The organism is Xanthomonas prunicola (assembly GCF_025266575.1).
In the GTDB taxonomy this organism is placed as follows: domain Bacteria; phylum Pseudomonadota; class Gammaproteobacteria; order Xanthomonadales; family Xanthomonadaceae; genus Xanthomonas; species Xanthomonas prunicola.
Genome location: NZ_CP096142.1, coordinates 4425448 through 4447281, shown reverse-complemented (window position 1 = coordinate 4447281; position 21834 = coordinate 4425448). Strand labels below are relative to the sequence as shown.

Below are 21834 nucleotides of genomic sequence, written 5' to 3'. Positions count from 1 at the left end.
GCGCGCAGCTATCATCGCCAGCCAGCTCTTCGCCGATCGCCCGCGCATGAAGCTCATCGCCCACGTTCTGGACGGCCACACGCTGGACATCCGCCCTGCCCCGCATGAGCGCGCGTGGATGGACGCCACCGACCAACGCTACGCCTACCGCTGCCTGCCGCTGGCGATTGCCAATGCGCATGGCTGGGAACTGCTGTGCCAGTCCGGTTTCGAAGCCAGCTGGGACGGCAGCGACGCGCTGGCAGCGATCACCATCACGGCCGATGCAGACACGGTGGCACCGGCGATCAGCCACTTCGGCTATGGCGTGCTGACCTTCCATGTACCCTGCCTGTTCCGCACCGACACCGGTATCGACCTGTTCGTCACCGGACCCTTGAACCGACCCAAGGACGGCATCGGCGCGCTGAGCGGCATGGTGGAAACCGACTGGAGTCCGCACACCTTCACCATGAACTGGCGTTTCACCCGGCCCGGGCGGGTTCGCTTCGAGGCGGGCGAGCCGTTCTGTCACCTGTTCCCGCTACAGCGACAATTGATCGAGCAGGTGCAGCCGCAGTGGAAGCCGCTCTCCGAGGCGCCGCAACTGGCGCAGCAACATGCCGACTGGACCCACAGCCGCACGCGCTTTCTCGATGAATTGCCCGATGCGCACTCGGCGGCAGCGCGCGAAAAATGGCAGCGCGGCTACTTTCTTGGCGTGGCCGCACCGGGGCAGCCGCCAGCGCCGGGGCATCGTTCGCGCCTGCGTTTGCCAATGTTTACGCGTGCCGGCAGCGACGAAACCCCGGCCGACTGAGTGCGTCAGCGCAGCGTCGGATCTGCCTTGCCGGACTTACCCGATGGAGCGGCCGGTTTGCGCGGCGCCCGCTCGCGCGCCTCGCGCTCCACCACGTCCACCTGCGGATCTTTCCACGGCCCGGTGACGTGGTAGGTCTTGGCACCGATCGCACCCAGCGGCTTACCAAGCACCGCGTTGGCCGCCGCGCCGACTGCCGCACCCACCGGGCCACCGGCAACTGCGCCGACCACGGTCAGCAGGTTGCCGGCCTTGGGGTTCACGTCCACGGTTTGGTCGAAGGTCTGTGCACGCAGGTCGGTCTGACCGCGGATGGCGATGTCGGCAGCGGGGCCTTCGATGCGGATGGCATCGGTGCGCGCGAAGCCCTCACCGAAGCGCACTTCGCCGGCTAACTTGTTGAAGGCCAGGCCCTTGGAGAAGAAATCGCGGAAGTCGAACATCAACCGACGCGGCAGCTGCGCCACGCTGAGCAGGCCGAGTACGCGGCCGGCGCCTGGGTCCACTTCCAGCAACTGACCGTTGCGCACGTCCACCTTGAGGTTGCCGTCCAGCGAGCCGAGCGCAAAGCCAGTTGGCGAGCCTTCCCAGCCAGCATTGAGTTCCAGCGCTCCTTCGCCGCCACGCAGCTGGCCGCCCAGGGTGAGGTTCTGCAGCAGATTGCCCAGGTTGCGGCTGTCCACACGCGCTGACAGGCGCGTGCTGGCCGCGTCGCCCTTGCCGCGCCAGGCACCGGTGAGACCGATGTTCTGGTCGTCCGAGCGCAACTGCAACTGATCCACCTGCATGCCATCGGTGAGCCGGCTGCTGCGCAGGGTGGCCGCGCCGAAGGTCATCTTGCCGATCTGCAGATCGTCGATATCCAACGCCAGCGGCGGAATCGAGACCGGGTCGAATTCGGCCACGGCACGACGCGCAGGCTCCGGCAACGCGCCGGCCAGTGGGTCGCCAGGTTCGGGCGCGGCCGGCTCGGCAGGCGCCGCCACCGGCTGCCAGTGCACGGTCTTCAACGTGCCCTGCACGGTTGCACCATCGGCTGTGGGAACGGTGAGCTGGCCAGCCAGCGAGGGGCCATCCAGCGTCACCGCCACCGCATCGCGGGTGGGGTGCAGACGCAGGCGCGTTTGCGGGAATACCCCGCCGATCATCAGCAAGCGGTCCGCCTGCACGTCCACCTCCTGCAACGGCACCGCGTCTTTCTTGGGAATGGCAGGCTGGCCGGGCAGCGACGGCATGTCTGCATCGCTGCTGGTGCCGCGCGCCAGGCTGATCCAGTCGATCGCGTCCAGCGACGCGGCGCGACCAGTGACCACCAACCCGTTGGCCGGCGGCCGTTCGGTGACGGTGTCGGTGCCCATCACCACGCGCACGCCGGTCTGCTCGCCATGGCTGCTGGCCTTGAGCGCCACCAGCTTGCCGAACGCCACATCAATATCGCCATCGCCCACCGGCAGCGCCACCTTGACCTGGGTGTCCAGCAGCTGGCTGGCGGCCTTGTCCAGCGGCGCAGGAAGATCCAGCGTGGTGCCAACCAAGCTAGACCGGAGCGTCAGCATCGCATTTGCATCGGTTTGCCCCGGCGGCGGCAGCGGCACATCCACACCGACCTGCCAGGGTGCACTGCCGTGCACGTACGGACGCAGCCACTCCATCTGCGGTGCGCGGTCGAATAATTCCTTGGCATCCAGGGTGGCGCCAAGACGTGCTTCGAAGGCCTGCTTGGGGTCCTGCACCAACCCGCCGGCGCGCAACGACAAGTCGCCGCTGCGCCCCTCGTGCTGCACGCTCAGATGGTCGGCGGCAAAGCCGGTGTCTCGGTACTCGGCCTGCCCGCTGACCTGGTCGAAGGCCAGATCCCAGCGCGCATCGGCCAGCTTGGCACCCTGTAACGCCACCGTGCCCTGCAGATGGCCGCCAACGCCATGGGTGCGCAATGGACGCAGTAGATCGAAGGTCACGGCGGCCGGACCGGACACGGTGAGATTGCGCAAGGTGTCGCCATAGCGGCGCTCCAGCGGGCTCTTGCGCAGCATGCCCAGGAGCTGCGCTGCATCGGCCTGGGTGGAGGCGCGCACGTAAAGTTCAGAGGTGGCGAAACTGGGGATGCCCGCTTCCAGCTGCGCAATCGGGGTACCTGCAAGGTCGCCCTGCCCCTGCAGCGAGAAACCGTTGCCGATAAAACGCAGGTGCGCCTGGACCTGCTCCATCGCCGGCCAGTCCGGCTGGAAGCGGATCACGCCATCGCGAATCTGCCCGAATGCTTCGAAGCGCCCGTCGTTATTGTCGAACGGCCAATCGTCCAGATCGCCGCTGACCAGGCCAGTGCCGCCGGTGACGGTGCCGCCAGCCACGGCCATATCGAGCCAGTCGATGGCAGCCTCGCTCATCTTGGAGCGGATCCAGAACTTGCGCGCCACCGGCAGCGCCACATCGTCCAACTGGGCCGCCAGCTGCATGCGCGGGCGGCGGCCATCGCCCTGGAACCACAGCCCGCCGCGCACGTTGGCGCCGTAATCCTTGCCCTGCACACGCAGCGCCGGAGTGGCGACCTGCCAGCCGGCGCCTTCGCGCCAACCGACGATCTTGCCGGCCAGCTGAATCTCATGCACCACGCCAAAGCCGGTTGGCCAATCGAAGCGCAGCGTGGTGTCGGGCACGGGGTCCAGCTCCACGCCCTGCGCATCGCCATCGATGCTGCCGCGCAGGCCGCTGATGCCCGGCGCATTGCCCACCGGCAGAAACCCGAGTTCTTCGATCTGGCCCTGCGCCCGCATCGCGCCGCCCTGCTCGCCGGCGATCTGCAGGTCGGCCACGCGCAGCTGCGGTTTGGACAGGCTCAGCCAGCGTCGCAAGGCAGGCGACAACTGCTCGCTCAGCGCCGCCGCCGCGATCAAGCCCGAGACATCGACATGCTTGCCTACCACCGCATAGCGGCGCCCGCCGGCAATGCTCAGCCCGTCCAGATGCTGCAGATGCGTTGCCTGCCCCATGCGCAGCAGCGGGGCGTCGACCCGCCAGCCGCCACCGATGGTCTGCCAGCGCGCGCGCGCCTGCAGCCGCTCCCAGGTCAATGTGCGCCGCGCGGTCTCGTCCGGCAGCGCTTCCCCGGACAGGCGCAGTTGCTGCAGGTCGGCATCCACGCTCACCGCGGCGATCTTTCGTGCGCGCAGCTGTGCCCAAGCCTGCAGCCGCCCGCCACCGCCATCCACGCGCATGCCGCCGAACTGCAGCAGCGACGCCCACGCGGACAGGTCAGCCGGGTCGGCTTGCGCGTAAGCACGACCGTCGCCACTGTCGCGGTCGAATTCCAGCACCGCCGTCAGCGGCGCGCGCTTGAGATCGATCCAGCTACGGCTGCCCACCTTCACGCTGGAGCCGCTGACGCGCAGGCGTAGATCGATGCGCGGCAACGTGGTGTCCAGGCCGATCGATGGCGCGGCCACATGCAGGCGCGCTTCGGCCAGCTGGATCTCGCCGAGCCGGCGCAGCGCATCCAGCGGATCGGAGTCCCCGCCGCTGGGCATGCCCTGCACCGACCACGCACCGTCGTCGCCGCGCTCCAAGGTCAGCGCCAGGCCACGCAGGCGTATCTCGGTCAACGAATGACCCGGCAACAGCCCGGCGTACATCGCCAGCAGCACCTCGGCCTGGCCGACGCGCACCTCTCCGTGCGGGCCGATGCGCAACCCATCCAGCCGCAAGAGCGGACCGCGTCGCGTCCACTCGGTTTGCAGCCGATCGAACGCGATCGGCTGACCGGCACGCTGGCTCAGCCACTGCGCAATCTGCTGTGGGTGTTCCTCGGCCAACGGCAATGCCTGGCTCACCGCGCCCACCAGCAACGCGACCGCTACCAGCGCAAGCGCGCAGGCAGTGATCGCATAGCGGCGGAACAGGCGCAGACGGCGGCGCAGCGGGGTGGGCATTAACGGCGGGGAATGGTGAATAGGGAATAGGGAATCGCAGGAGCACAAACCGCGCCGCGCGCACGATCATCCATCCGCGCGCGCCGCCATTCTAAAGATGTCACCGGCACCCCGCAGAGCGCCTTTCGCTCCACCCCCATTCCCGATTCCCGACTCTCCATTCCCGCCTCATAGCAGCACCACATCGAACTGCTCCTGCAGATACTGGTCATCGGACTGGAAGCGGATGCTTTTGCCGAGGAACTCTTCCAGTTCGGCCACGGCTGCCGACTCTTCCTCGGTGATGCGCGCGACCACTTTCGACGACGCGATCACCAGCAACCGCGCGGCATCGAACTGGCGCACAGCGCGGGTGATCTCGCGGAAGATCTCGTAGGTCACCGTTTCCGCGGTCTTGATGGTGCCGCGCCCGCCGCATTGGCCGCAGGTTTCCGAGAGCTGGCGCTCCAGGCTTTCCACGGTGCGTTTGCGGGTCATCTCCACCAGGCCCAACGGCGAGAACTCGTACACGGTGGTCTTGGCGTGATCGCGTGCAAGCGCCTTCTCCAGCGTGCGCAGCACCTGGCGGCGATGCTCCGGGTCGTCCATGTCGATGAAGTCGATGATGATGATGCCGCCCAGATTGCGTAGCCGCAGTTGCCGCGCCACCGCCTGTGCAGCTTCCAGATTGGTGCGGAACACGGTTTCTTCGAGGTTGCGCTGACCGACGAACGAGCCGGTGTTGACATCGATGGTGGTCATTGCCTCGGTCTGGTCGATCACCAGATAGCCGCCCGATTTGAGCGGCACTTGCTTGTTCAACGCACGCCCGATCTCGTCCTCGACCCCGTACAGGTCGAAGATCGGCCGGTCGCCGGTGTACAGCTCCAGCCGCTCGGCCAGCACCGGCATGTACTTGGCCACGAAGGCCTGCAACTGCACGAAGGTCTCGTTGGAATCGACCTTCACCTTCTCCACGTCACGGCGGATCAGGTCGCGCACCGCACGCAGCGGCAAGCTCAGGTCTTCGTAGATGATGCTGCACGGCGGCGCTTCACGGCCGCGGCGCTCGACCACGGTCCAGACCCGCGAGAGATACGCGATGTCCTCGGCCAATGCCTCGGCCGGCTGGCCTTCGGCATTGGTGCGGATGATGTAGCCGAAGCCGCCATGCTGGGCCGAGACCTCGCTGACGATGGTCTTCAGGCGCAGGCGCTCGGCCTCGTCTTCGATGCGCGCCGACACCCCGACGACCTTGGACTGCGGCAGCAGCACCAGATAGCGCGACGGAATGCTGATCTGGGTGGTCAACCGCGCGCCCTTGGTGCCGATCGGGTCCTTGACCACCTGCACCACGATGTCCTGGCCGTCGCGCAGCAGCTCCACGATCGGCACCGAGGCCGGCGGCGGCGGCGGGATCGGGGTTTCTTCGGTGTCGACCACACTGGCCGGCACTGGCGCCAGGCGGATCACATCGTTGGCGTGCAGAAACGCAGCACGCTCCAGTCCGACTTCGACGAACGCGGCCTGCATGCCGGGCATCACCCGCTGCACCTTGCCCTTGTAAATATTGCCCACCACGCCCCGGCGCCAACCGCGCTCGATATGCAGCTCCTGCAGCATGCCGTTCTCGATCACCGCCACGCGGGTTTCGCGCGGGGTGACGTTGACCAAAATCTCTTCCGACATCAATGCGCTCCGAAGGCTGTGAGCAACTGCGAGGTGTGATAAAGCGGCAATCCCATCACGCCGGAATAGCTTCCGGACAGATGGCGGATGAAGCGTTCGGCGCGGCCCTGGATCGCGTATGCGCCGGCCTTGCCCATCGGCTCGCCACACGCGGCGTAGGCGGCGATCTGCGCAGCATCGAGCGTGTCGAAAGTGACCTCCGACACCACCAATGCCTGCGCCGGCGCGCGCTGTGCGCAGACTAGAACTACCGCCGTGAGCACCTGGTGGGTGCGCCCGGACAACGCGCGCAGCATCGCAATGGCGTCGTCCACATCGACCGGCTTGCCGAACACCCGCTCGCCCAGCACCACTTCGGTATCCGAGCCCAGCACGATGGCGTCGGGGTCGGCGGCCTGTACCAGCGCCAGCCCGGCGTGCGCCTTGTCAAGCGCGACGCGCTGCACGTAGTGTTCCGGCGGTTCATTGGCTGCGCGCAGCTCGGGCACATCCAGTTGCAATGCCTGGAACGGCACATCCAGGCGTTGCAGGAGTTCGTGTCGGCGCGGCGAACGGGAGGCGAGATAGAGCATCCGTCCAGCATACCTGTTGCCCGCACTCGCCCGCTCGCCTGGTGAACGCACGCACCGCTGCCGGAAGCCTTGTTGCGTTCGACTCACAGCATATTCATCGAAGTGCCAACACGCTCGCCACACAGACAAGGAGATCTCATGCGTACCCACCTCAAGCCGTTGTTGCTGGCCCTGTCCATCGCTGCCGGAACCGCCATGACCGCCCACGCCCAACCTGCGTCGAGCTACACCATTCCCAGCGACGGCACCCTGCTCAACGTGTCGGCCGAGGCCGAGGCCAAGCGCGTGCCGGACATCGCCACGCTGTCTGCCGGCGTCGTCACCCAGGCCACCGACGGCAATGCCGCCATGCGCCAGAACGCCGAACAGATGAGCAAGGTCATGGCCGCAGTGAAGGCGGCCGGCATCGCCGACAAGGATGTGCAGACCAGCGGCATCAATCTGAGCCCGCAATACACCTACAAGGAAAACGAAGCACCCAAGATCAACGGCTACCAGGCCAGCAACACCGTGAGTCTCAAGGTCCGCGACATCACCCGCCTGGGCAAGGTGCTCGACGCCCTGGTCGCGCAGGGCGCCAACGACATCAACGGCCCGAGCTTCTCGATCGACCAACCCGAACCGGTCTACGACGAAGCACGCGTTGCCGCACTGAAAAAAGCCCAGGCGCGCGCCGAAACCTATGCCAAATCGCTGGGCCTGAAGGTGCGCCGCATTGTCAGCATCTCCGAAGGCCGCAGCGGTGGCGTGGTTCGCCCGATGATGATGGCCGCCTCGATGCGCGCGAAGACAGCCGAAATGGACACCCCGGTGGCCCCGGGCGAGAGCACGCTGTCGATCAACCTGGATGTCACGTTCGAGCTGGGACGTTGATGAGCGGGAACTCAATCAGGACCGACGTATTGCGTTTGCAGTGCCCTCTTCGGAGGGCAGTGTCGGTGACGCGGCCAGTCGACTGGGCGCCGCTCTCCCGGCTACTGGACGTCACCGCGCGCTCTTGAACCTAAATCTGGTTACTTACAAGTACCCAGAGTCACACCAGTTCAGTCTGAATAGGCCTTTTTTGGTCTTTGTGCTAAAAAAAACATGAGATTCAGAGAAATCGTTCTTTAAGCGGGCGCAACCGCTCTCTAGCATCAGGTGTCAGCGCACTGTCATCTTCGTGACGGCGCCCATCTGGAGAGCGATAAAGATGACCAGCCACCCCGCGCGGCACCGCCGCCCGTTCTGCTCCACGTCGCCTGTGCGCTATGGCCGCATCAGCATGCTTGCGCTTGCGCTGAGCGGCGCCGTCGGCATGCTCGCCACCGGCACTGCGGCCGCGCAAAGCACCACGGCCGGCATCTACGGAAGCGCGCCGGCCAGTGCCGGTGCAACGGTCACCGCGCAGAGCGACAGCGGTTTTACGCGCACTGCAACGGTCGATGCCAACGGCCGTTACGCCATCGGCAACCTTCCGGTAGGGACGTACACCGTCACCCTGCAGCGCCAAGGCCAAGCCGCCGAGACGCGCAAAAACATCGCACTGCGCGTCGGCGCCGGCACCGATGTGTCCTTCGGCAGCAGCAATGCGTCCGACGACACTGCCACCCTGGGCACCATCACGGTCACCGGCAAGAACATCTCGCCGGTGGACGTCTCTGCGACTGCATCACGCACCGTGATCACGGCCGAGCAACTGCAGCGCTTGCCGCTGGCACGCTCGGGCGAAGCGATTGCGCTGTTGTCACCTGGCGCGGTACAGGGTAGCGGGTATTTTGCAAATGGAAATGCTATCTCGTTCGGCGGCGCCGGCGTCACCGAGAACGCCTACTACCTCAACGGCTATCTCAGCTCCAATCCGCTGAACAACATCGGCGGTGTCACCCTGCCTTATGGCGCCATCGACCAGCAGGAGACCTATACCGGCGGCTACAGCGCCCGCTACGGCCGCTCCGCCGGCGGTGTGCTCAGCCAGATCGGCAAGCGCGGCACCAACGAGTGGCACTTCGGCGGCCAGATGTTGTGGCGGCCGAAGAGCCTGTCCAGCGACTACAAGAATGTCTTCTACCCAGACACCGCCCCGCCAAGTGGCGACTATAGATATAGCGATCCAACGTTGCCCGGCACGTTGTACCGCAGCCGCAAGGACGACCAGGCCTGGAATACGGTCTACAGTGCCTATGCGGGTGGACCGCTGATCGAGGACAGACTCTTCATTTTCATTGCCGCCGAACAGGAACGCACTGAAGGCGTGTCGACCGCAAGCCGCGACAACCCGGTCATTGGCCGCAACAATTACCGCTATGACGAGCCGAAGGTCTACGCCAAGATCGACTGGAATATCAACGACAGCAACGTCCTTGAATTCACTGGCGTAAAAAACAATTACCGCGAGAGCGGCGTGTATAGCGCTTTCAACGGCTACGACGGCATTACCTCGAATGCAGACGATGCGTTTGCCGATACCGTGAAGGTCAACGACCGCTACTACATTGGCAAATACACCAGCTATATCACCGACGCACTGACATTCAGCGCGACCTACGGCAAGAGCCAGCAAAGCGACTATCGCAATAACCCGAGCACAAATCCGTATTTGTATTTCGCCAATCTGCAGGACCCCTCTGTGACCGGGGGCACCCAGATCCGTAATAATCAAACCTCGTCTCAGGGACGCGACGGCGAAAACCGTACGCACGGTCTGCGCCTGGACCTGGAATACGTGCTGGGCCAACACACGTTGGCCGCTGGCGTCGACAATATGTATTTCAGCGCCGACAATGAAGGCGTGGTCACGACCGGACCGGGTTATACCTGGACCTACGGGAACTCGTCGCGTCCGGATTTGCCGATCAGCGGTTCGCTGGGTGTCGGCCCGGCCGGCGGCGATGGCTATTACGTGAATCGAGGCGTGTTCAACACCTCCACCAGCATGTCGGTCCGGCAGAAGGCTTACTTCCTGGAAGACAAGTGGCAGGTCACCAACAACGTGTTGCTGACCCTGGGCGTGCGCAACGACAAGTTCACCAACTTCAACGACGCCGGCACGCCGTATGTGGAAAGCGGCAACCAGTGGGCGCCGCGTCTGGGCCTGAGCTGGGATGTCTTTGGCGATTCGTCGTTCAAGGTCTACGGCAATGCTGGCCGCTACTATCTTGCGCTCCCCAATAGCGTCGCCATTCGCGGCGCTTCACCGTCCACGTACACCAGCGAATACTTCAACTACACCGGCATCGACGCGCAAGGCAATCCCACCGGTCTGACGCCGATCGCGGTCGACCCAAGCGTGGGTTTCTCCTGCGGAGGCAATGTGGTCTCTTCCAATCAGGAATGCGGCCAGCCGACCGACTCGGCCAGCGTTGCCGCCCGAGATCTCAAGTCGATGTACCAGGATGAGTTCATGGTCGGCTTCGACAAGACGCTGGGCAGCGATTGGGTCACTGGCGCCAAGTTCACCTACCGCAACTTGGGCACCACCATCGACGATGTCTGCGATGCCGAGAAGATGCGCACCAAGCTGACCGCGATTGGCGTTGACCCCAGCACAGTCAATGTTCCCGGATGCGTGATCTTCAACCCGGGCGAAACCAATTCCTTCAGTCTGGCGAACCTCGATGGTTCCGGCCGCACCGCGCTTTCGATGTCGTCGGCCGATTGGGGATTCGACAAGAAGGCCAAGCGGAAGTACCTGGCACTGGATCTGTTCCTGCAGCATCCGTTCGACGGCAAGTGGGAAGGCCGCATCGATTACACCTTGTCGCGCAACTTCGGCAATACCGAGGGCCAGGTGAAGTCGGACATCGGTCAAACCGACGTGTCAAAGACCCAGGACTGGGATGCAGCTGCGCTGATGTGGTACTCCGGCGGCTACCTGGCCAACGATCGTCGCCACCAGATCAAGCTCTACGGGTCCTACCAGCTCGCACCGGAGTGGTTGATCGCGGGAAATATCCGCATTCTTTCTGGTACTCCGAAGTCGTGCCTGGGGTATGTCAGCACCAATGGCACCGACGAGTCTTCCGATGCTGGCGATCCGGTCGGTTATCGCTCGGCCTATCACATCTGCGACGGCCAACCGTCGCGGCCTGGCGACGCCGGTCGCATGCCATGGACCAAGATCGTCGACCTGGGCCTGACCTATCGCCCGGAATTTGCCGACAAAAAGCTGGCCTTCACCCTGCAAGGCTTCAACATCTTCAACGAACGCAAGCCGCTGCAAGTGGACTCCACTTGGGAAGACAGCCCGTACACCCTGTCCAACACGTACGGCATGGGTGTCTATTTCACCCAGCCGCGCTACGCCGTGTTGTCCGTGTCGTACGACTACTGACGCCTCTCCCGTCAGCGTCGTTTCCCCAGCCCTGCAAAGGGCTGGGCTTTTCTTGCATCCACGCCCAGCTTCGGCTGGGCGTTTTGTTTGCGCGGATGATTGCCACTGACGGACGCGTCTGGAAACTCGCGGGCGCACTGCATCGCCGAGCACGATGCGCATGACGCGTGCCGCGTTGACGGTGCGATGCAACCACGCAATCGCGTGTGACGCTTGTGCGGCCGCCATCGCTGCGGTAAACCTACGCTACCGGATGGTGATGTACGTCCGGGTCGCGCTGGTCCTTTCCGCAGTTCCGTTCTGGAGGTGGATGATGGTTCGCACGCAATCGCAGGTTTCTTCCCGTCCCCTTGGCATCGACACCTCACGCGTTCTGGCGATGAGCACCGCCGTGGCATTGCACCTATTGGCGGGCGGGTTGTTGTTGATTCCGCTCTCGCACCGGGCCATTCCCCAGCAGACCGCGCCAAAAGAGCGCTGGCTCATGCCGGTCAGCATCCCGACGCCGCCGCCACCGATCCTGTTTCCAGTCGAAGTCACGTTCACGCCGAAAACGCATTCACCGACCAAGACGCTGCCGGTGCCGGTACAGACCCCGGTGGTCAGTGAGGCGCCCGTTGTCGACAGCGCACCGCCTGCCGTTGCCGCAACGGTCTCCGACGTCGTTGCAGACAGCGCTCCGACGACCACTGCACCCAGCGGACCGATCGAAGCCGGTCAATTGCAGTATCTGAATTCGCCAGCGCCGAGCTATCCGGCGGCCGCACTGCGCGCAGGTCAGCAAGGCACGGTGCTGCTGCGCGTGTTGGTCGGCACCGATGGGCGCCCGACCGAAGTGAGTGTGCAGACCAGCAGCGGCCATCGCGTACTCGACCTGGCTGCACGTAGCCAGGTGCTGCGCAGCTGGCGCTTCCAGCCGGCGATGCAGAACGGTCAGGCTGTACAAGCCTATGGTCTGGTGCCGGTGAGCTTCGCGTTGAATTGAATGGCAACCCGATGCGGCGGCTTGCAACTGCAGCCGCCGCATCGATACGACCCTGCTCAGACGACCGACGACTGCCATCCAGCCACGACCAACGCGTGCGCTCGGGTTATCCGCAATAAGCAACATCGCCAAAGCGTCCGTTTGAATGACGCACCCGCCATCGATCGCCGGTAACCGCCCATCACGTTACGAAGCTGCGGCCACGCAGCAGCACGCATGCAACTTGGATCGGCGAACAAAACAACCGCGCAGCCATCGGACAGATGCGGCCAGTGGTCGGAATCGGCATGCGCTGCTTGAGCACTGCGGTTCTTCCGCGCCATCCCTACCGCCCCAGCGACTTTTCGCGACGTCTTGTTCGCTGCTCGGTTCGTCGTTGGTGACGGGAAGCGACGACCTTCGCTTGCTGCTGGATCTGGACCACCTGCGCGCGTTGCTATGCGCGGTGATACGGGTGATTTGCCAACATCGCCGCAGCGCGATACAGCTGCTCGGCGACGATCAGGCGTACCAGCATGTGCGGCAGGGTGAGCGGGCCGATCGACCAGCTTTCACTGGCGCTTTTCAGCACCTCTGCCGAGTGACCTTCGGGCCCGCCGATCAAAAACGCCAGGTCGCGCCCCTGTCCGCGCCAATGCTCCATGCGCTGGGCGAGCTGTTCGGAACTGAGCGGGCGCCCCGGCACATCGAGCGCCACCACGTAAGCATTTTTCGGAAGCGCGGCAAGCACGCGGCGGCCTTCATCGTCGGTCGCGCGCTGTGCGTCGCGGCCCTTGCCGCGCAGGCCGGGTTCGATCTCGACGAGTTCGAGCGGCATCCAGTGCGACAGACGTTTCTGGTATTCGGCAAACCCTTGTGCAACCCACGATGGCGCACGTTCGCCGGTGGCGATCAATCGGCATTTCATCCGCACATGATATCCGCGTCACCGCCCGGGCAGTCCGCGCCGATTTGTCACTACGTGTCATGGTGTGGTTACAGCTGGCACTTAGTGTCGCTCGAGAACCCAGCCACGCAGGAGTCGTTCGATGCCGATTTTCGATCCCGCCCGCCGCCAGGTCCTCAAGGGCAGTGCTGCCGTCATGGCCGCCGGCGCCCTTGGCAGCTTGAGCGCATTGCAGTCGCGCCAGGCCCAGGCCGCCACCTCGCCCTCCACGCGCCTTGCCCCGGTCCCGAGCCGGTACGGCCCACTCGCTCCGGTTGCCGACCAGAGCACCGGTCTGCCGCTGCTGCAGCTGCCACAAGGTTTCAGCTATCGCTCGTTCGGCTGGAGCGGCGATCGTATGGACGACGGCCAGCCCTGTCCCGACCGGCATGACGGCATGGCCGTGGTCGGCCTGCGCCGGCCCGACTGGCGTCCCGGGAGCGACCCGCTGCGCGGCCTGGAATATGTGCTGATCCGCAACCACGAACGCGGCGCGGGCAACCCGTTCCGCGCCCCGGCGATGTACGACACCGGCATCGTCAGCGGCACCCAGTCCGCCGGCGGCGGCACCACTACGCTGAGTTATGGCCGTCGCGGCTGGGGCAGCCTGGAGCCGAGCCTCGGCGGCACCCTGGTCAACTGCGCTGGCGGCCCCACGCCATGGGGCACCTGGCTGAGCTGCGAAGAGATCAAGACCAATGCGGTCTCCAGCACCGGCCGCAAGCATGGTTACGTGTTCGAGGTGGACCCGGACAGCCACCGCACCACCGGTCGCCCGCTGGTGGGCCTGGGGCGTTTCAGTCATGAGGCTGTGGCGATCGACCCGCGCACCGGCATCGTCTATCTCACCGAGGACGACCGCAACAAGGCCGGCCTGTACCGCTTCATTCCCAACGACCGCCGCGGCCGTCATGGCTCACTGGAAAACGGCGGCCGCCTGCAGGCCGCGCGCGTGCGTGGCCGCCGCAATGCCGACCTCACCGTGGCCGGCATCGGCCAGCAATTCCAACTGGAATGGGTGGATATCTCCGAGCCCGATCTGGACGGCATCGCCGCACCGGACGGCTTTGCCGATATCGGCGCCAACGACACCTTGAGCGGCCCGTTCGCGCAGGCCTGGGCCGATGGCGCGTTGCGCATGAGTCGCGGCGAAGGCATCTGGTACAGCTACGGCAAGCTGTTCATCGTCGACACCAGCACCGGCGTGGATGCGCAGGGCCGCCGCGGTTACGGCAATGGCGCGGTGTGGGTGCTGGACCTGTTTACCCAACGTCTGAGTGCGCTGTTCGTCAGCGGCAATCAGTTGGCGGCGCACAATCCAGACAACGTGACGGTGAGCGCGCGCGGCGGCGTGGTGTTGTGCGAAGACGGCGGCGAGAGCCCGGACCAATACGGCCCGGGCGCGCGTCTGCTCGGGCTGACCCGTAACGGCGAATCGTTCTACCTGGCCAAGAACAATGTGCAGCTGACCTCGCAGCAGATTGCCGATGCCGGCAAGACGATTGCCGAAGGCGATTACCGCGATACGGAGTTCTGCGGTGCGTGTTGGGACCCGTTGGCGCGCACCTTGTTCGTCAACATCCAGACGCCGGGTATTACGCTGGCGATTACCGGCCCGTGGGAGCGCGGACCGCTGTAACTGGAAGGCGGTGCGCTGCGCGCTGGTGATGCACATGTCCCGAACAGCGATTGCCAGGGAATGCACGAAGACGATCACTTGCGCAACGAACGACGCAGACAACAACGGCGCCCAAGGGCGCCGTTGTTGATCGTGCACGCACGCAGCGCAGATTCAGCGCAGTTCGTCGGACTCGTCTTCGTCGGACGGGCGCTGATCGCCCACCGTCCACAAGCGCTCCAGCGCATAGAACTCGCGCACGCGCGGCAGCATCACGTGCACCACCACGTCGCCCAGATCGACCAGCACCCATTCGGCTTCGCGCTCGCCTTCCACGCCCAGCGGCATCACGTCCAGACGCTTGGCGAACTTGACCACTTCGTCGGCGATCGATTTGACGTGGCGGGTCGAGGTACCCGACACCACCACCATGTAGTCACAGACACTGGACTTGCCGCGCACATCGATCTCGACCACGTCCTTGGCTTTCAGTTCTTCGACAGCCTCGCGCACGGTGGCCAACAGGGCCGGCACGGACGGCGGCGGGTTCGGAAGGGAGGTCTTGATGACTTGGGCTTGGCTGGTCAAAGCGGCAACTCGATGGAATTGGCGTGAATTATAGGCCGGTCCGGCCGGACGCGTGTTCAGCAAGCCGGGCGGGCGCTGCGGTACAGGCCTTCGCGCTGAATCATTGCGGCCACCGACGGCGGCACAAGGGCCTGCCATTGGCCGCCAGCCGCGATACGTGAACGCACTGCGCTAGCCGATTCGCCGCGCAAGGGCTGATGCAGCAGATAGAGGCGGCCGGCCGGCGCGCCGACCAGCTCGCCCGCACTGGAGACCCAGCGGCCCTGCACCACCGCGGCCAGCTGCGGTACGTCGGCCAACTCCAATGTGGTGCCCGGTCGGGCGGCAACCACGAAATGCGCTAGCCCAAACAACGCCTCCCACGCATGCCAATGGTGCAATCCGACAAAAGCATCGGCGCCGAGCAGCCAGGCGATCGGGGCGCTCGGGCCGAGTTCGGCACGCAGTTCGCGCAAGGTATCGACGGTGTAGGACGGCGCATCGCTCTGCGCGGCGCGGCGCAACTCGCGGGTATCCAGTTGCAGCCCTGGATAGTCGGCGAGCGCCAGTTGCAGCATCTGCGCACGCTGCGCGGCAGTGGCGCCGGGCGCAGGGCGATGCGGCGGGTCGGCCGCCGGCACTAGGTGCACGCGTGCACCCAGTTCGTCGCGCGCGGCGCAGGCGATGGCTAGATGGCCTACATGGATCGGGTCGAAGGTGCCGCCGTAGTAGAGATGGAGCCCGGCCGCGAGAAGCGGGACGCGGGAAGCGGTGCGGGACCGAGATGCGGGAGTCTGGATGCGGGAGTCGGACAGCAGCGGGGCTGAGGCGGCAGGCATGGCGCTGGTAGACGCTGGCATCGGAGTGGAGTTCGCGAGGAGTGCCGGCTGTGCGTTTTGGTCTGCGGTTGGGCTGGTTGGAGGCTCCCGCTCTCCGGCGCCGGCGCCCTGCTCAGCGGTCCCGGCCTTCCGCGCGGTCACGCCAACAATCTCACCGCACGGGCTTCGGCCACGGCTACCAGCAGGCGTTCCAGACCAACCCAGGCATCGCCGTCGGCGCGACCTTTGGCCATGCGATCGACCAGCCCGGCTTCGGCGACGAAGCGTTCCCAACGCCGCGGTTCGGGGTGACGTTGCAGCGCGCGCTTGAATGGCGCCTGCCGCGATTCCCACAGCCCCTGCGCCTTCATTTCGGCAGCGAGGTTGCCACCGTTGGCCTGCACCTTCGCCAGCGATGCAGTGCGCAGTAATTCTTTGATCAGGATCGGCATCAGCGCGGCGACCGCCTCACCTTCGGCGCGCAGGCCGGCGAGCATGCGGATCACCGCAGCCGGCTGTCCGGAAAACGTGGTTTCGGCCAACCGAAAGACGTCGTAACGCGCGGCGTCGGCCACCAACGATTCCATCGCCTCCAGATCCAGCGTCTTGCCGTCGGCCAGCAGGGCGAGCTTGTCGATTTCCTGCGCGGCGGCGAGCAGGTTGCCTTCGACCCGCTCGCTCAGGCGCTGCACGGCCGCGGCGTCGGCACGCAGGCCGTGCGCACGCAGGCGACGCTCGATCCAGTCGGACAGTTCATGCGGTTTGATCGCCCATGCCACGGCAATAGTGCCGATCCGGCCGACCGCCTCTGCCCACTTGCCCTGGTGCGCCTTGCTCCAGTCGTTGGCGGTGATCAGCAGCACCACGTCCGGCGGCGGGTTGGCGCAGAAGCGGGTGATGACCTCGGCGCCATCCTTACCGGGCTTGCCGCTGGGCAGGCGCACCTCGACCAGGCGGCGCGGGCTGAACAGGCTGGGCGCATTGAAGCTGGCGTCGAGCTGATTCCAGTCGAAATCGCGGCCGTCGGCATCGAAGACCTCGCGTTCGCCGATGCCTTCGGCGCGCGCGCGTGCACGCACCGCGTCGGCGGCCTCAAGCACACGCAAGGTCTCGGGGCCGGCGATCAGATAGACCGGCTGCAACGGCTGGTTGGACTGGCCGGCCAGCTGCTCGGGGCGAAGTTCCATAACCGAAAAAGCGGGAGCGGCTTAGTTGCCCGAGGTCGGCGCAGGCGGCAACGAGGCCGGTACGCTGGATTCGGGCGTCGTGGTGGGCTGTGCTGGGGCCGGCGGCAACGGCGCAGACGGGGTACTTTCCAGGCTTTCGCCACGCTTCAACCGTGCCCGCACCACGCTGTCGATACGACGCAGGATCGAGGCCGACATGTCTCTGCGCAGTTCGTCGGCAAGGATCTCGCGCTCGGTCGCGGTACCGGTGGCGTCCACCGGCGGCGACACGTAATCGCGCGACAGCTCGATCACCTGCTGCGGCACCAGCACCGAGCCATTGGCGGTGGTGACGGTGAAAATGGCCGCGTAGCGCAGACTGTATTCCTGGGCACGGCCCTGGCTATCGATGGCGATCGGCAGATCGCCCCAGCGCTCGGACAACACCTGCACCTGCGCGAAGCCGGTCTTGGCGTCTTCATCGGCCAGCGTGGCGCCGGAAGCCCTGAGACCACGCCGCAACAGCTTGGCCAGCTCGCTGTACTGCGTGGCCGACTGCACCTTCACTGCCGGCGTGTCGGGCGGCAACGCCAGCGAATTACGCAGATGGAAACCGCAGGCGGTGAGGCTCGAGACCAGCACGAGAGACGCGGCGAAGGCAGTAGGGAATCGAATCATGGGCACAGTCTGGATGAGCGCCCCGGCGGCGGCAACAGGCGGCTAGCCTGCCCGACACCGCGTGAACGGGGCTTGAGAGGGCGCCGCGAAACACCGCGGCTCCCCAGGAGTGAAAAACGCGTCGCCACGCGCCGGTGAAATAACGTGTAGGGAACCATCGCCAAAACCCCCCAGCGCGTCGCCACGCAGCGGTGAAATGAAACACCAAGCCCCCTCGCCTCTGTGTTGCTGCTCGCCAGCGCACTGCATCGCCAGGACATCGCAGCGACACACCCACGCATCGACCCGCCGGTGCGATGTCGCCGGCAACGCCGGCGGCAACGTCCTGATGCTTCGCCACGCGCCACCACCATCGATTGCGAAGAGGCGCGATAGCCACCCTATACCCGTGTCACCGCACCGATCCGGCGAATGGCCCGGACCGGCGGTGGCAACCCGCCGGATCAGCAACGCTTACCCCGCGACGATATTCACGATCTTGCCCGGCACGATGATGATCTTGCGCACGCTCAGGCCTTCAAGGAACTTGGCAGCGTTCGGCTCGGCCTGCGCCAGTGCTTCGATCTGTTCGCGGGTCGCATCGGCGGCAACGTCGATCGTGCCGCGTAATTTGCCGTTGATTTGCACCGCCAGCGTCAGCGCATCGCGCACCAACGCGCTGGCATCGGCCTGCGGAAACGCCACGTTTTCCAGCAGCGTCTCACCACGGCCCAGCACCTGCCACAACGCGTGGCTGGCGTGCGGGGTGATCGGGTTGAGCAGCAGCACCATCGCTTCCAGCGCTTCCTGGCGCACCGCACGGCCCTGGTTGCTGGCGTCGTCGAACTTGGCCAGCGCGTTGGACAATTCCATCACTGCGGCAATGGCGGTGTTGAAGCTGTGCCGGCGGCCGTAGTCGTCGCTGACCTTGCCGATGGTTTCGTGGGTCTTGCGGCGGATCGCCTTCTGCTCGGCGCTCAGCGCGGCGGCATCCAGTGCGGCGGCGACGCCCTCGCCCACGTGCTTGTGCACCTGCACCCACAGCCGGCGCATGAAGCGCGCCATGCCGTCGACGCCGGCCTCGTTCCATTCCAGCGACTGCTCCGGCGGCGCGGCAAACATCGAAAACAGCCGCACGGTATCGGCGCCGTACTTGGCCACCATCGACTGCGGGTCCACGCCGTTGTTCTTGGATTTGGACATCTTTTCGGTGCCGCCGATATGCACCGGCTGGCCGTCGGCGATCAGTACCGCGCCGGTGACGCGACCGCGTTCGTCGCGCTGGATCTCCACGTCGGCCGGGTTGATCCAGTCCTTGCCGCCGTTGTCCGCATCGCGATAGAAAGTGTCGGCGATCACCATGCCCTGAGTGAGCAGATTGGTCACTGGCTCGTCGCTATCCACCAGCCGCGCGTCGCGCATGAGCTTGTGATAGAAGCGGAAATACATCAGGTGCAGGATCGCGTGCTCGATGCCGCCCACGTACAGATCGGCCGGCATCCAGTAATTGGCACGGCGGTCGACCATGTCGCGTGCGTTCGGGCTGGTATAGCGCGCCACGTACCAGCTCGACTCCATGAAGGTATCGAAGGTGTCGGTTTCGCGCTCGGCCGGACCGCCGCAGTCCGGGCAGGTGGTCTGGCGCCAGGTCGGGTCCGTCTTGATCGGAGAACCGGTGCCGGCGAATTCCACGTTCTCCGGCAGCACCACCGGCAACTGGTCTTCCGGCACCGGCACCGCGCCGCACTTGGGGCAATAGATCACCGGAATCGGGCAGCCCCAATACCGCTGGCGGCTCACGCCCCAGTCGCGCAGGCGGTAATTGACCCGGCGCTGGCCCTGGCCCTTGCGCTCGAAGCGCTCGGCCAATGCTTCGAAGGCGCCACCGAAATCCAGCCCGTCGAACTCGGCCGAATTGATCAGTTCCAGCTCGCGGCTCTTGTCGGTGTACCAATCGCGCCACTGGGTGGCGTCCCAGGTCTGCTCTTCTTCGTTGCGCGGCTCGCGCAGCTTGACTACCTGCACGATGGGCAGGCCGTACTTGTTGGCGAATTCGAAATCGCGCTGGTCGTGCCCGGGAACAGCCATCACCGCACCGGTGCCGTAGCCCATCAGCACGAAGTTGGCCACCCACACCGGCACCTGCTCGCCGCTGATCGGGTGCACCGCGGTCAGGCCGGTGGCCATGCCGCGTTTTTCCTGGGTTTCCAGCTCGGCTTCGGACACGCCGCCGTGCTTGAGCGTTTCCAGCAGCGCGGCCAGTTCCGGATTGGATTTGGCCGCGTGCAGCGCCAGCGGATGCTCGGCGGCGATCGACACGAAGGTCACGCCCATCAGCGTGTCCGGGCGGGTGGTGAACACACGCAGCGGGTCCAGTGCGGCGCCATCGGTATCGCGCACGTCGAACTGGATTTCCAGCCCTTCCGAGCGGCCGATCCAGTTGCGCTGCATAGTCTTGACCGAGTCCGGCCAGCCGTCCAGCTGGTCCAGGCCGTCGAGCAATTCCTGCGCGTAATCGGTGATGCGCAGGAACCACTGCGGAATCTCGCGCTTTTCCACTACCGCGCCGGAGCGCCAGCCGCGGCCATCGATGACCTGCTCGTTGGCCAGCACGGTCTGGTCGATCGGGTCCCAGTTCACCACCGCGTTGCGGCGGTAGGCCAGGCCCTTGCGCATCAGCCGGGTGAACATGCGCTGCTCATGCACGTAATACTCCGGCGTGCAGGTGGCGAACTCGCGCGACCAATCGATGGCGTAGCCCAGCGACTTCAGCTGCGCGCGCATGTGCTCGATGTTGGCGTAGGTCCACTTGGCCGGCGCGGTCTTGTTCTTGATCGCCGCATTTTCCGCCGGCAATCCGAACGCGTCCCAGCCCATCGGCTGCAGCACGTTGTGGCCGGTCATGCGCTTGTAGCGGCTGACCACATCGGAAATGGTGTAGTTGCGCACATGGCCCATGTGCAGCGCACCGGACGGGTACGGCAGCATCGACAGGCAATAGAACTTGGGTTTCTCCGAGTTCTCGTCGACCTGGAAGGCGCGGGAGGCATCCCAAAACTGCTGGGCGGAGGTTTCGACCTGCTGCGGGTCGTAGACGTTCGGTTCGACGGTGGACATTGGGAGCGGATGCTCGGGCGGTGCAAAGCGGTACAGGGTACCGCAGTGCAGCAGGTGCACCAAACCGCTGTCTTAGACCATGGACCTTGCCGGCCACGCCCAGGCCGCCACCGCCAGCCAGCCCACCCAGGCCAGGAACGCCAGCCGTTGGGCAATGGCCTGGCGCAGCAGGCCCGGCGGGCCGAATGCCAGCACCGCCACCAGCAGCCCTGCCGCCAGGCTCAACCAGGCCAGCCTGCGGGTCGTGGCAGCGTTGAGCAGCGCGGCGGCAATCAACAACATGCCTGGCACGAACGCCACGGCCCACAACAACCAGGCGGTGGCATGGGCCTGGCTGGCGCGGCCGTCCAGATCGGTGGGGTCCAGCGGCAGCATGCCCATGCCGAGGAAGGCCAGGCCGGCCAGCACGATCAACTGCCCACCCACGCGCAGACTCCAGCTGGCCTTGGGCGGCATACGCGCCAGCAGGCTGATGCCGGTGGCCATGCCCAGCGCGCCCACCAGCACGAACGCCAGCAGATTGAAGCCCAGCGCATGCGGCACGCCTTGCGCCCCCAACAGCGCAACCGGGTGGCTGGCCTGCAGATAACCCGGCAGCGTGGCGCCGAACCCGGCGAGCGCCAGCACGAAGACCGTTGCGGCGATCAGGCCGATATAGCGCTGCGCGCTGTCAGTGGTTGGCATTGTCTTGCTCCAGCACGGGG

At 65.6% G+C, this 21834-nt stretch carries 15 protein-coding genes and 1 other RNA gene; 6 read left to right on the top strand and 10 right to left on the bottom strand.

Annotated elements, in window-relative coordinates:
• The first annotated feature begins 46 nt into the window (after nucleotides 1-46).
• Nucleotides 47-799, top strand: coding sequence for a DUF6065 family protein (locus M0D43_RS19010; protein WP_252165126.1), 753 nt, complete (start codon nucleotides 47-49; stop codon nucleotides 797-799).
• A gap of 5 nt (nucleotides 800-804) precedes the next feature.
• On the opposite strand, the gene M0D43_RS19005 is transcribed toward M0D43_RS19010, so the two are convergent.
• From M0D43_RS19005 to M0D43_RS18995, 3 genes are all read right to left on the bottom strand, one after another.
• On the bottom strand, nucleotides 805-4725 hold the full coding sequence (locus tag M0D43_RS19005) for a YhdP family protein (protein WP_260807476.1): 3921 nt from the start codon (nucleotides 4723-4725) through the stop codon (nucleotides 805-807).
• A 168-nt stretch (nucleotides 4726-4893) separates the two neighbouring features.
• A complete protein-coding gene (gene rng / locus M0D43_RS19000; RefSeq protein WP_101361493.1) occupies nucleotides 4894-6393 on the bottom strand; it encodes a ribonuclease G in 1500 nt (499 codons plus the stop codon).
• Nucleotides 6393-6965, bottom strand: a complete 573-nt coding sequence (locus M0D43_RS18995) for a Maf-like protein (RefSeq protein ID WP_252162606.1) — start codon at nucleotides 6963-6965, stop codon at nucleotides 6393-6395. Before M0D43_RS18995 ends, rng begins: the two co-directional genes overlap by 1 nt.
• Nucleotides 6966-7103: 138 nt before the next feature.
• On the opposite strand from M0D43_RS18995, the gene M0D43_RS18990 reads away from it, so the two are divergent.
• The 4 genes from M0D43_RS18990 (at nucleotide 7104) to M0D43_RS18975 (ending at nucleotide 12625) form a co-directional block, all read left to right on the top strand.
• Entirely contained in the window at nucleotides 7104-7838 is a 735-nt protein-coding gene (locus M0D43_RS18990) for an SIMPL domain-containing protein (protein ID WP_252162605.1), read from the top strand.
• 319 nt (nucleotides 7839-8157) lie between these two features.
• Nucleotides 8158-11277, top strand: a complete 3120-nt coding sequence (locus M0D43_RS18985) for a TonB-dependent receptor (RefSeq protein ID WP_260807475.1) — start codon at nucleotides 8158-8160, stop codon at nucleotides 11275-11277.
• Between the two features lie 310 nt (nucleotides 11278-11587).
• Nucleotides 11588-12262 (top strand): energy transducer TonB, encoded by a 675-nt coding sequence (locus M0D43_RS18980; protein ID WP_313905036.1) that lies wholly within the window; start codon nucleotides 11588-11590, stop codon nucleotides 12260-12262.
• A gap of 287 nt (nucleotides 12263-12549) precedes the next feature.
• A non-coding RNA gene (locus M0D43_RS18975) (sX9 sRNA) lies at nucleotides 12550-12625 on the top strand.
• Between the two features lie 73 nt (nucleotides 12626-12698).
• Here M0D43_RS18975 and rlmH read toward each other — a convergent pair.
• Nucleotides 12699-13169 carry a 23S rRNA (pseudouridine(1915)-N(3))-methyltransferase RlmH gene (gene rlmH, locus M0D43_RS18970; protein WP_024744641.1) on the bottom strand — a complete coding sequence of 157 codons (471 nt, stop codon included), beginning with the start codon at nucleotides 13167-13169 and terminating at the stop codon, nucleotides 12699-12701.
• Between the two features lie 121 nt (nucleotides 13170-13290).
• On the opposite strand from rlmH, the gene M0D43_RS18965 reads away from it, so the two are divergent.
• Nucleotides 13291-14826: an alkaline phosphatase PhoX gene (locus M0D43_RS18965; RefSeq protein WP_252162602.1), complete on the top strand. Its 1536-nt coding sequence runs from the start codon at nucleotides 13291-13293 to the stop codon at nucleotides 14824-14826.
• Between the two features lie 153 nt (nucleotides 14827-14979).
• Here the strand turns inward: M0D43_RS18965 and rsfS are convergent, their stop codons facing one another.
• From rsfS to M0D43_RS18935, 6 genes are all read right to left on the bottom strand, one after another.
• Nucleotides 14980-15393 carry a ribosome silencing factor gene (gene rsfS / locus M0D43_RS18960; RefSeq protein WP_005912943.1) on the bottom strand — a complete coding sequence of 138 codons (414 nt, stop codon included), beginning with the start codon at nucleotides 15391-15393 and terminating at the stop codon, nucleotides 14980-14982.
• A gap of 56 nt (nucleotides 15394-15449) precedes the next feature.
• Complete coding sequence (nadD, locus tag M0D43_RS18955; RefSeq protein ID WP_252162601.1) at nucleotides 15450-16352, bottom strand: nicotinate-nucleotide adenylyltransferase; 903 nt, start codon at nucleotides 16350-16352, stop codon at nucleotides 15450-15452.
• A complete protein-coding gene (gene holA, locus M0D43_RS18950; protein WP_252162600.1) occupies nucleotides 16349-17377 on the bottom strand; it encodes a DNA polymerase III subunit delta in 1029 nt (342 codons plus the stop codon). Before holA ends, nadD begins: the two co-directional genes overlap by 4 nt.
• A 21-nt stretch (nucleotides 17378-17398) precedes the next feature.
• Complete coding sequence (locus M0D43_RS18945) at nucleotides 17399-18034, bottom strand: LPS-assembly lipoprotein LptE (RefSeq protein ID WP_252162599.1); 636 nt, start codon at nucleotides 18032-18034, stop codon at nucleotides 17399-17401.
• A 453-nt stretch (nucleotides 18035-18487) separates the two neighbouring features.
• Nucleotides 18488-21130 (bottom strand): leucine--tRNA ligase, encoded by a 2643-nt coding sequence (gene leuS / locus M0D43_RS18940; protein WP_252162598.1) that lies wholly within the window; start codon nucleotides 21128-21130, stop codon nucleotides 18488-18490.
• Nucleotides 21131-21202: 72 nt separating this feature from the next.
• Nucleotides 21203-21814 (bottom strand): DUF998 domain-containing protein, encoded by a 612-nt coding sequence (locus M0D43_RS18935; RefSeq protein WP_252162597.1) that lies wholly within the window; start codon nucleotides 21812-21814, stop codon nucleotides 21203-21205.
• Between the last annotated feature and the right edge of the window lie 20 nt (nucleotides 21815-21834).

Coding starts and splice junctions, on each gene's coding strand:
- M0D43_RS19005 (WP_260807476.1), bottom strand. CDS start 4,725: ATGCCCACCCCGCTGCGCCGCCGTCTGCGCCTGTTCCGCCGCTATGCG.
- holA (WP_252162600.1), bottom strand. CDS start 17,377: ATGGAACTTCGCCCCGAGCAGCTGGCCGGCCAGTCCAACCAGCCGTTG.
- M0D43_RS18990 (WP_252162605.1), top strand. CDS start 7,104: ATGCGTACCCACCTCAAGCCGTTGTTGCTGGCCCTGTCCATCGCTGCC.
- rng (WP_101361493.1), bottom strand. CDS start 6,393: ATGTCGGAAGAGATTTTGGTCAACGTCACCCCGCGCGAAACCCGCGTG.
- rlmH (WP_024744641.1), bottom strand. CDS start 13,169: ATGAAATGCCGATTGATCGCCACCGGCGAACGTGCGCCATCGTGGGTT.
- leuS (WP_252162598.1), bottom strand. CDS start 21,130: ATGTCCACCGTCGAACCGAACGTCTACGACCCGCAGCAGGTCGAAACC.
- M0D43_RS19010 (WP_252165126.1), top strand. CDS start 47: ATGAAGCTCATCGCCCACGTTCTGGACGGCCACACGCTGGACATCCGC.
- M0D43_RS18935 (WP_252162597.1), bottom strand. CDS start 21,814: ATGCCAACCACTGACAGCGCGCAGCGCTATATCGGCCTGATCGCCGCA.
- M0D43_RS18965 (WP_252162602.1), top strand. CDS start 13,291: ATGCCGATTTTCGATCCCGCCCGCCGCCAGGTCCTCAAGGGCAGTGCT.
- M0D43_RS18995 (WP_252162606.1), bottom strand. CDS start 6,965: ATGCTCTATCTCGCCTCCCGTTCGCCGCGCCGACACGAACTCCTGCAA.
- M0D43_RS18945 (WP_252162599.1), bottom strand. CDS start 18,034: ATGATTCGATTCCCTACTGCCTTCGCCGCGTCTCTCGTGCTGGTCTCG.
- M0D43_RS18980 (WP_313905036.1), top strand. CDS start 11,588: ATGATGGTTCGCACGCAATCGCAGGTTTCTTCCCGTCCCCTTGGCATC.
- M0D43_RS18985 (WP_260807475.1), top strand. CDS start 8,158: ATGACCAGCCACCCCGCGCGGCACCGCCGCCCGTTCTGCTCCACGTCG.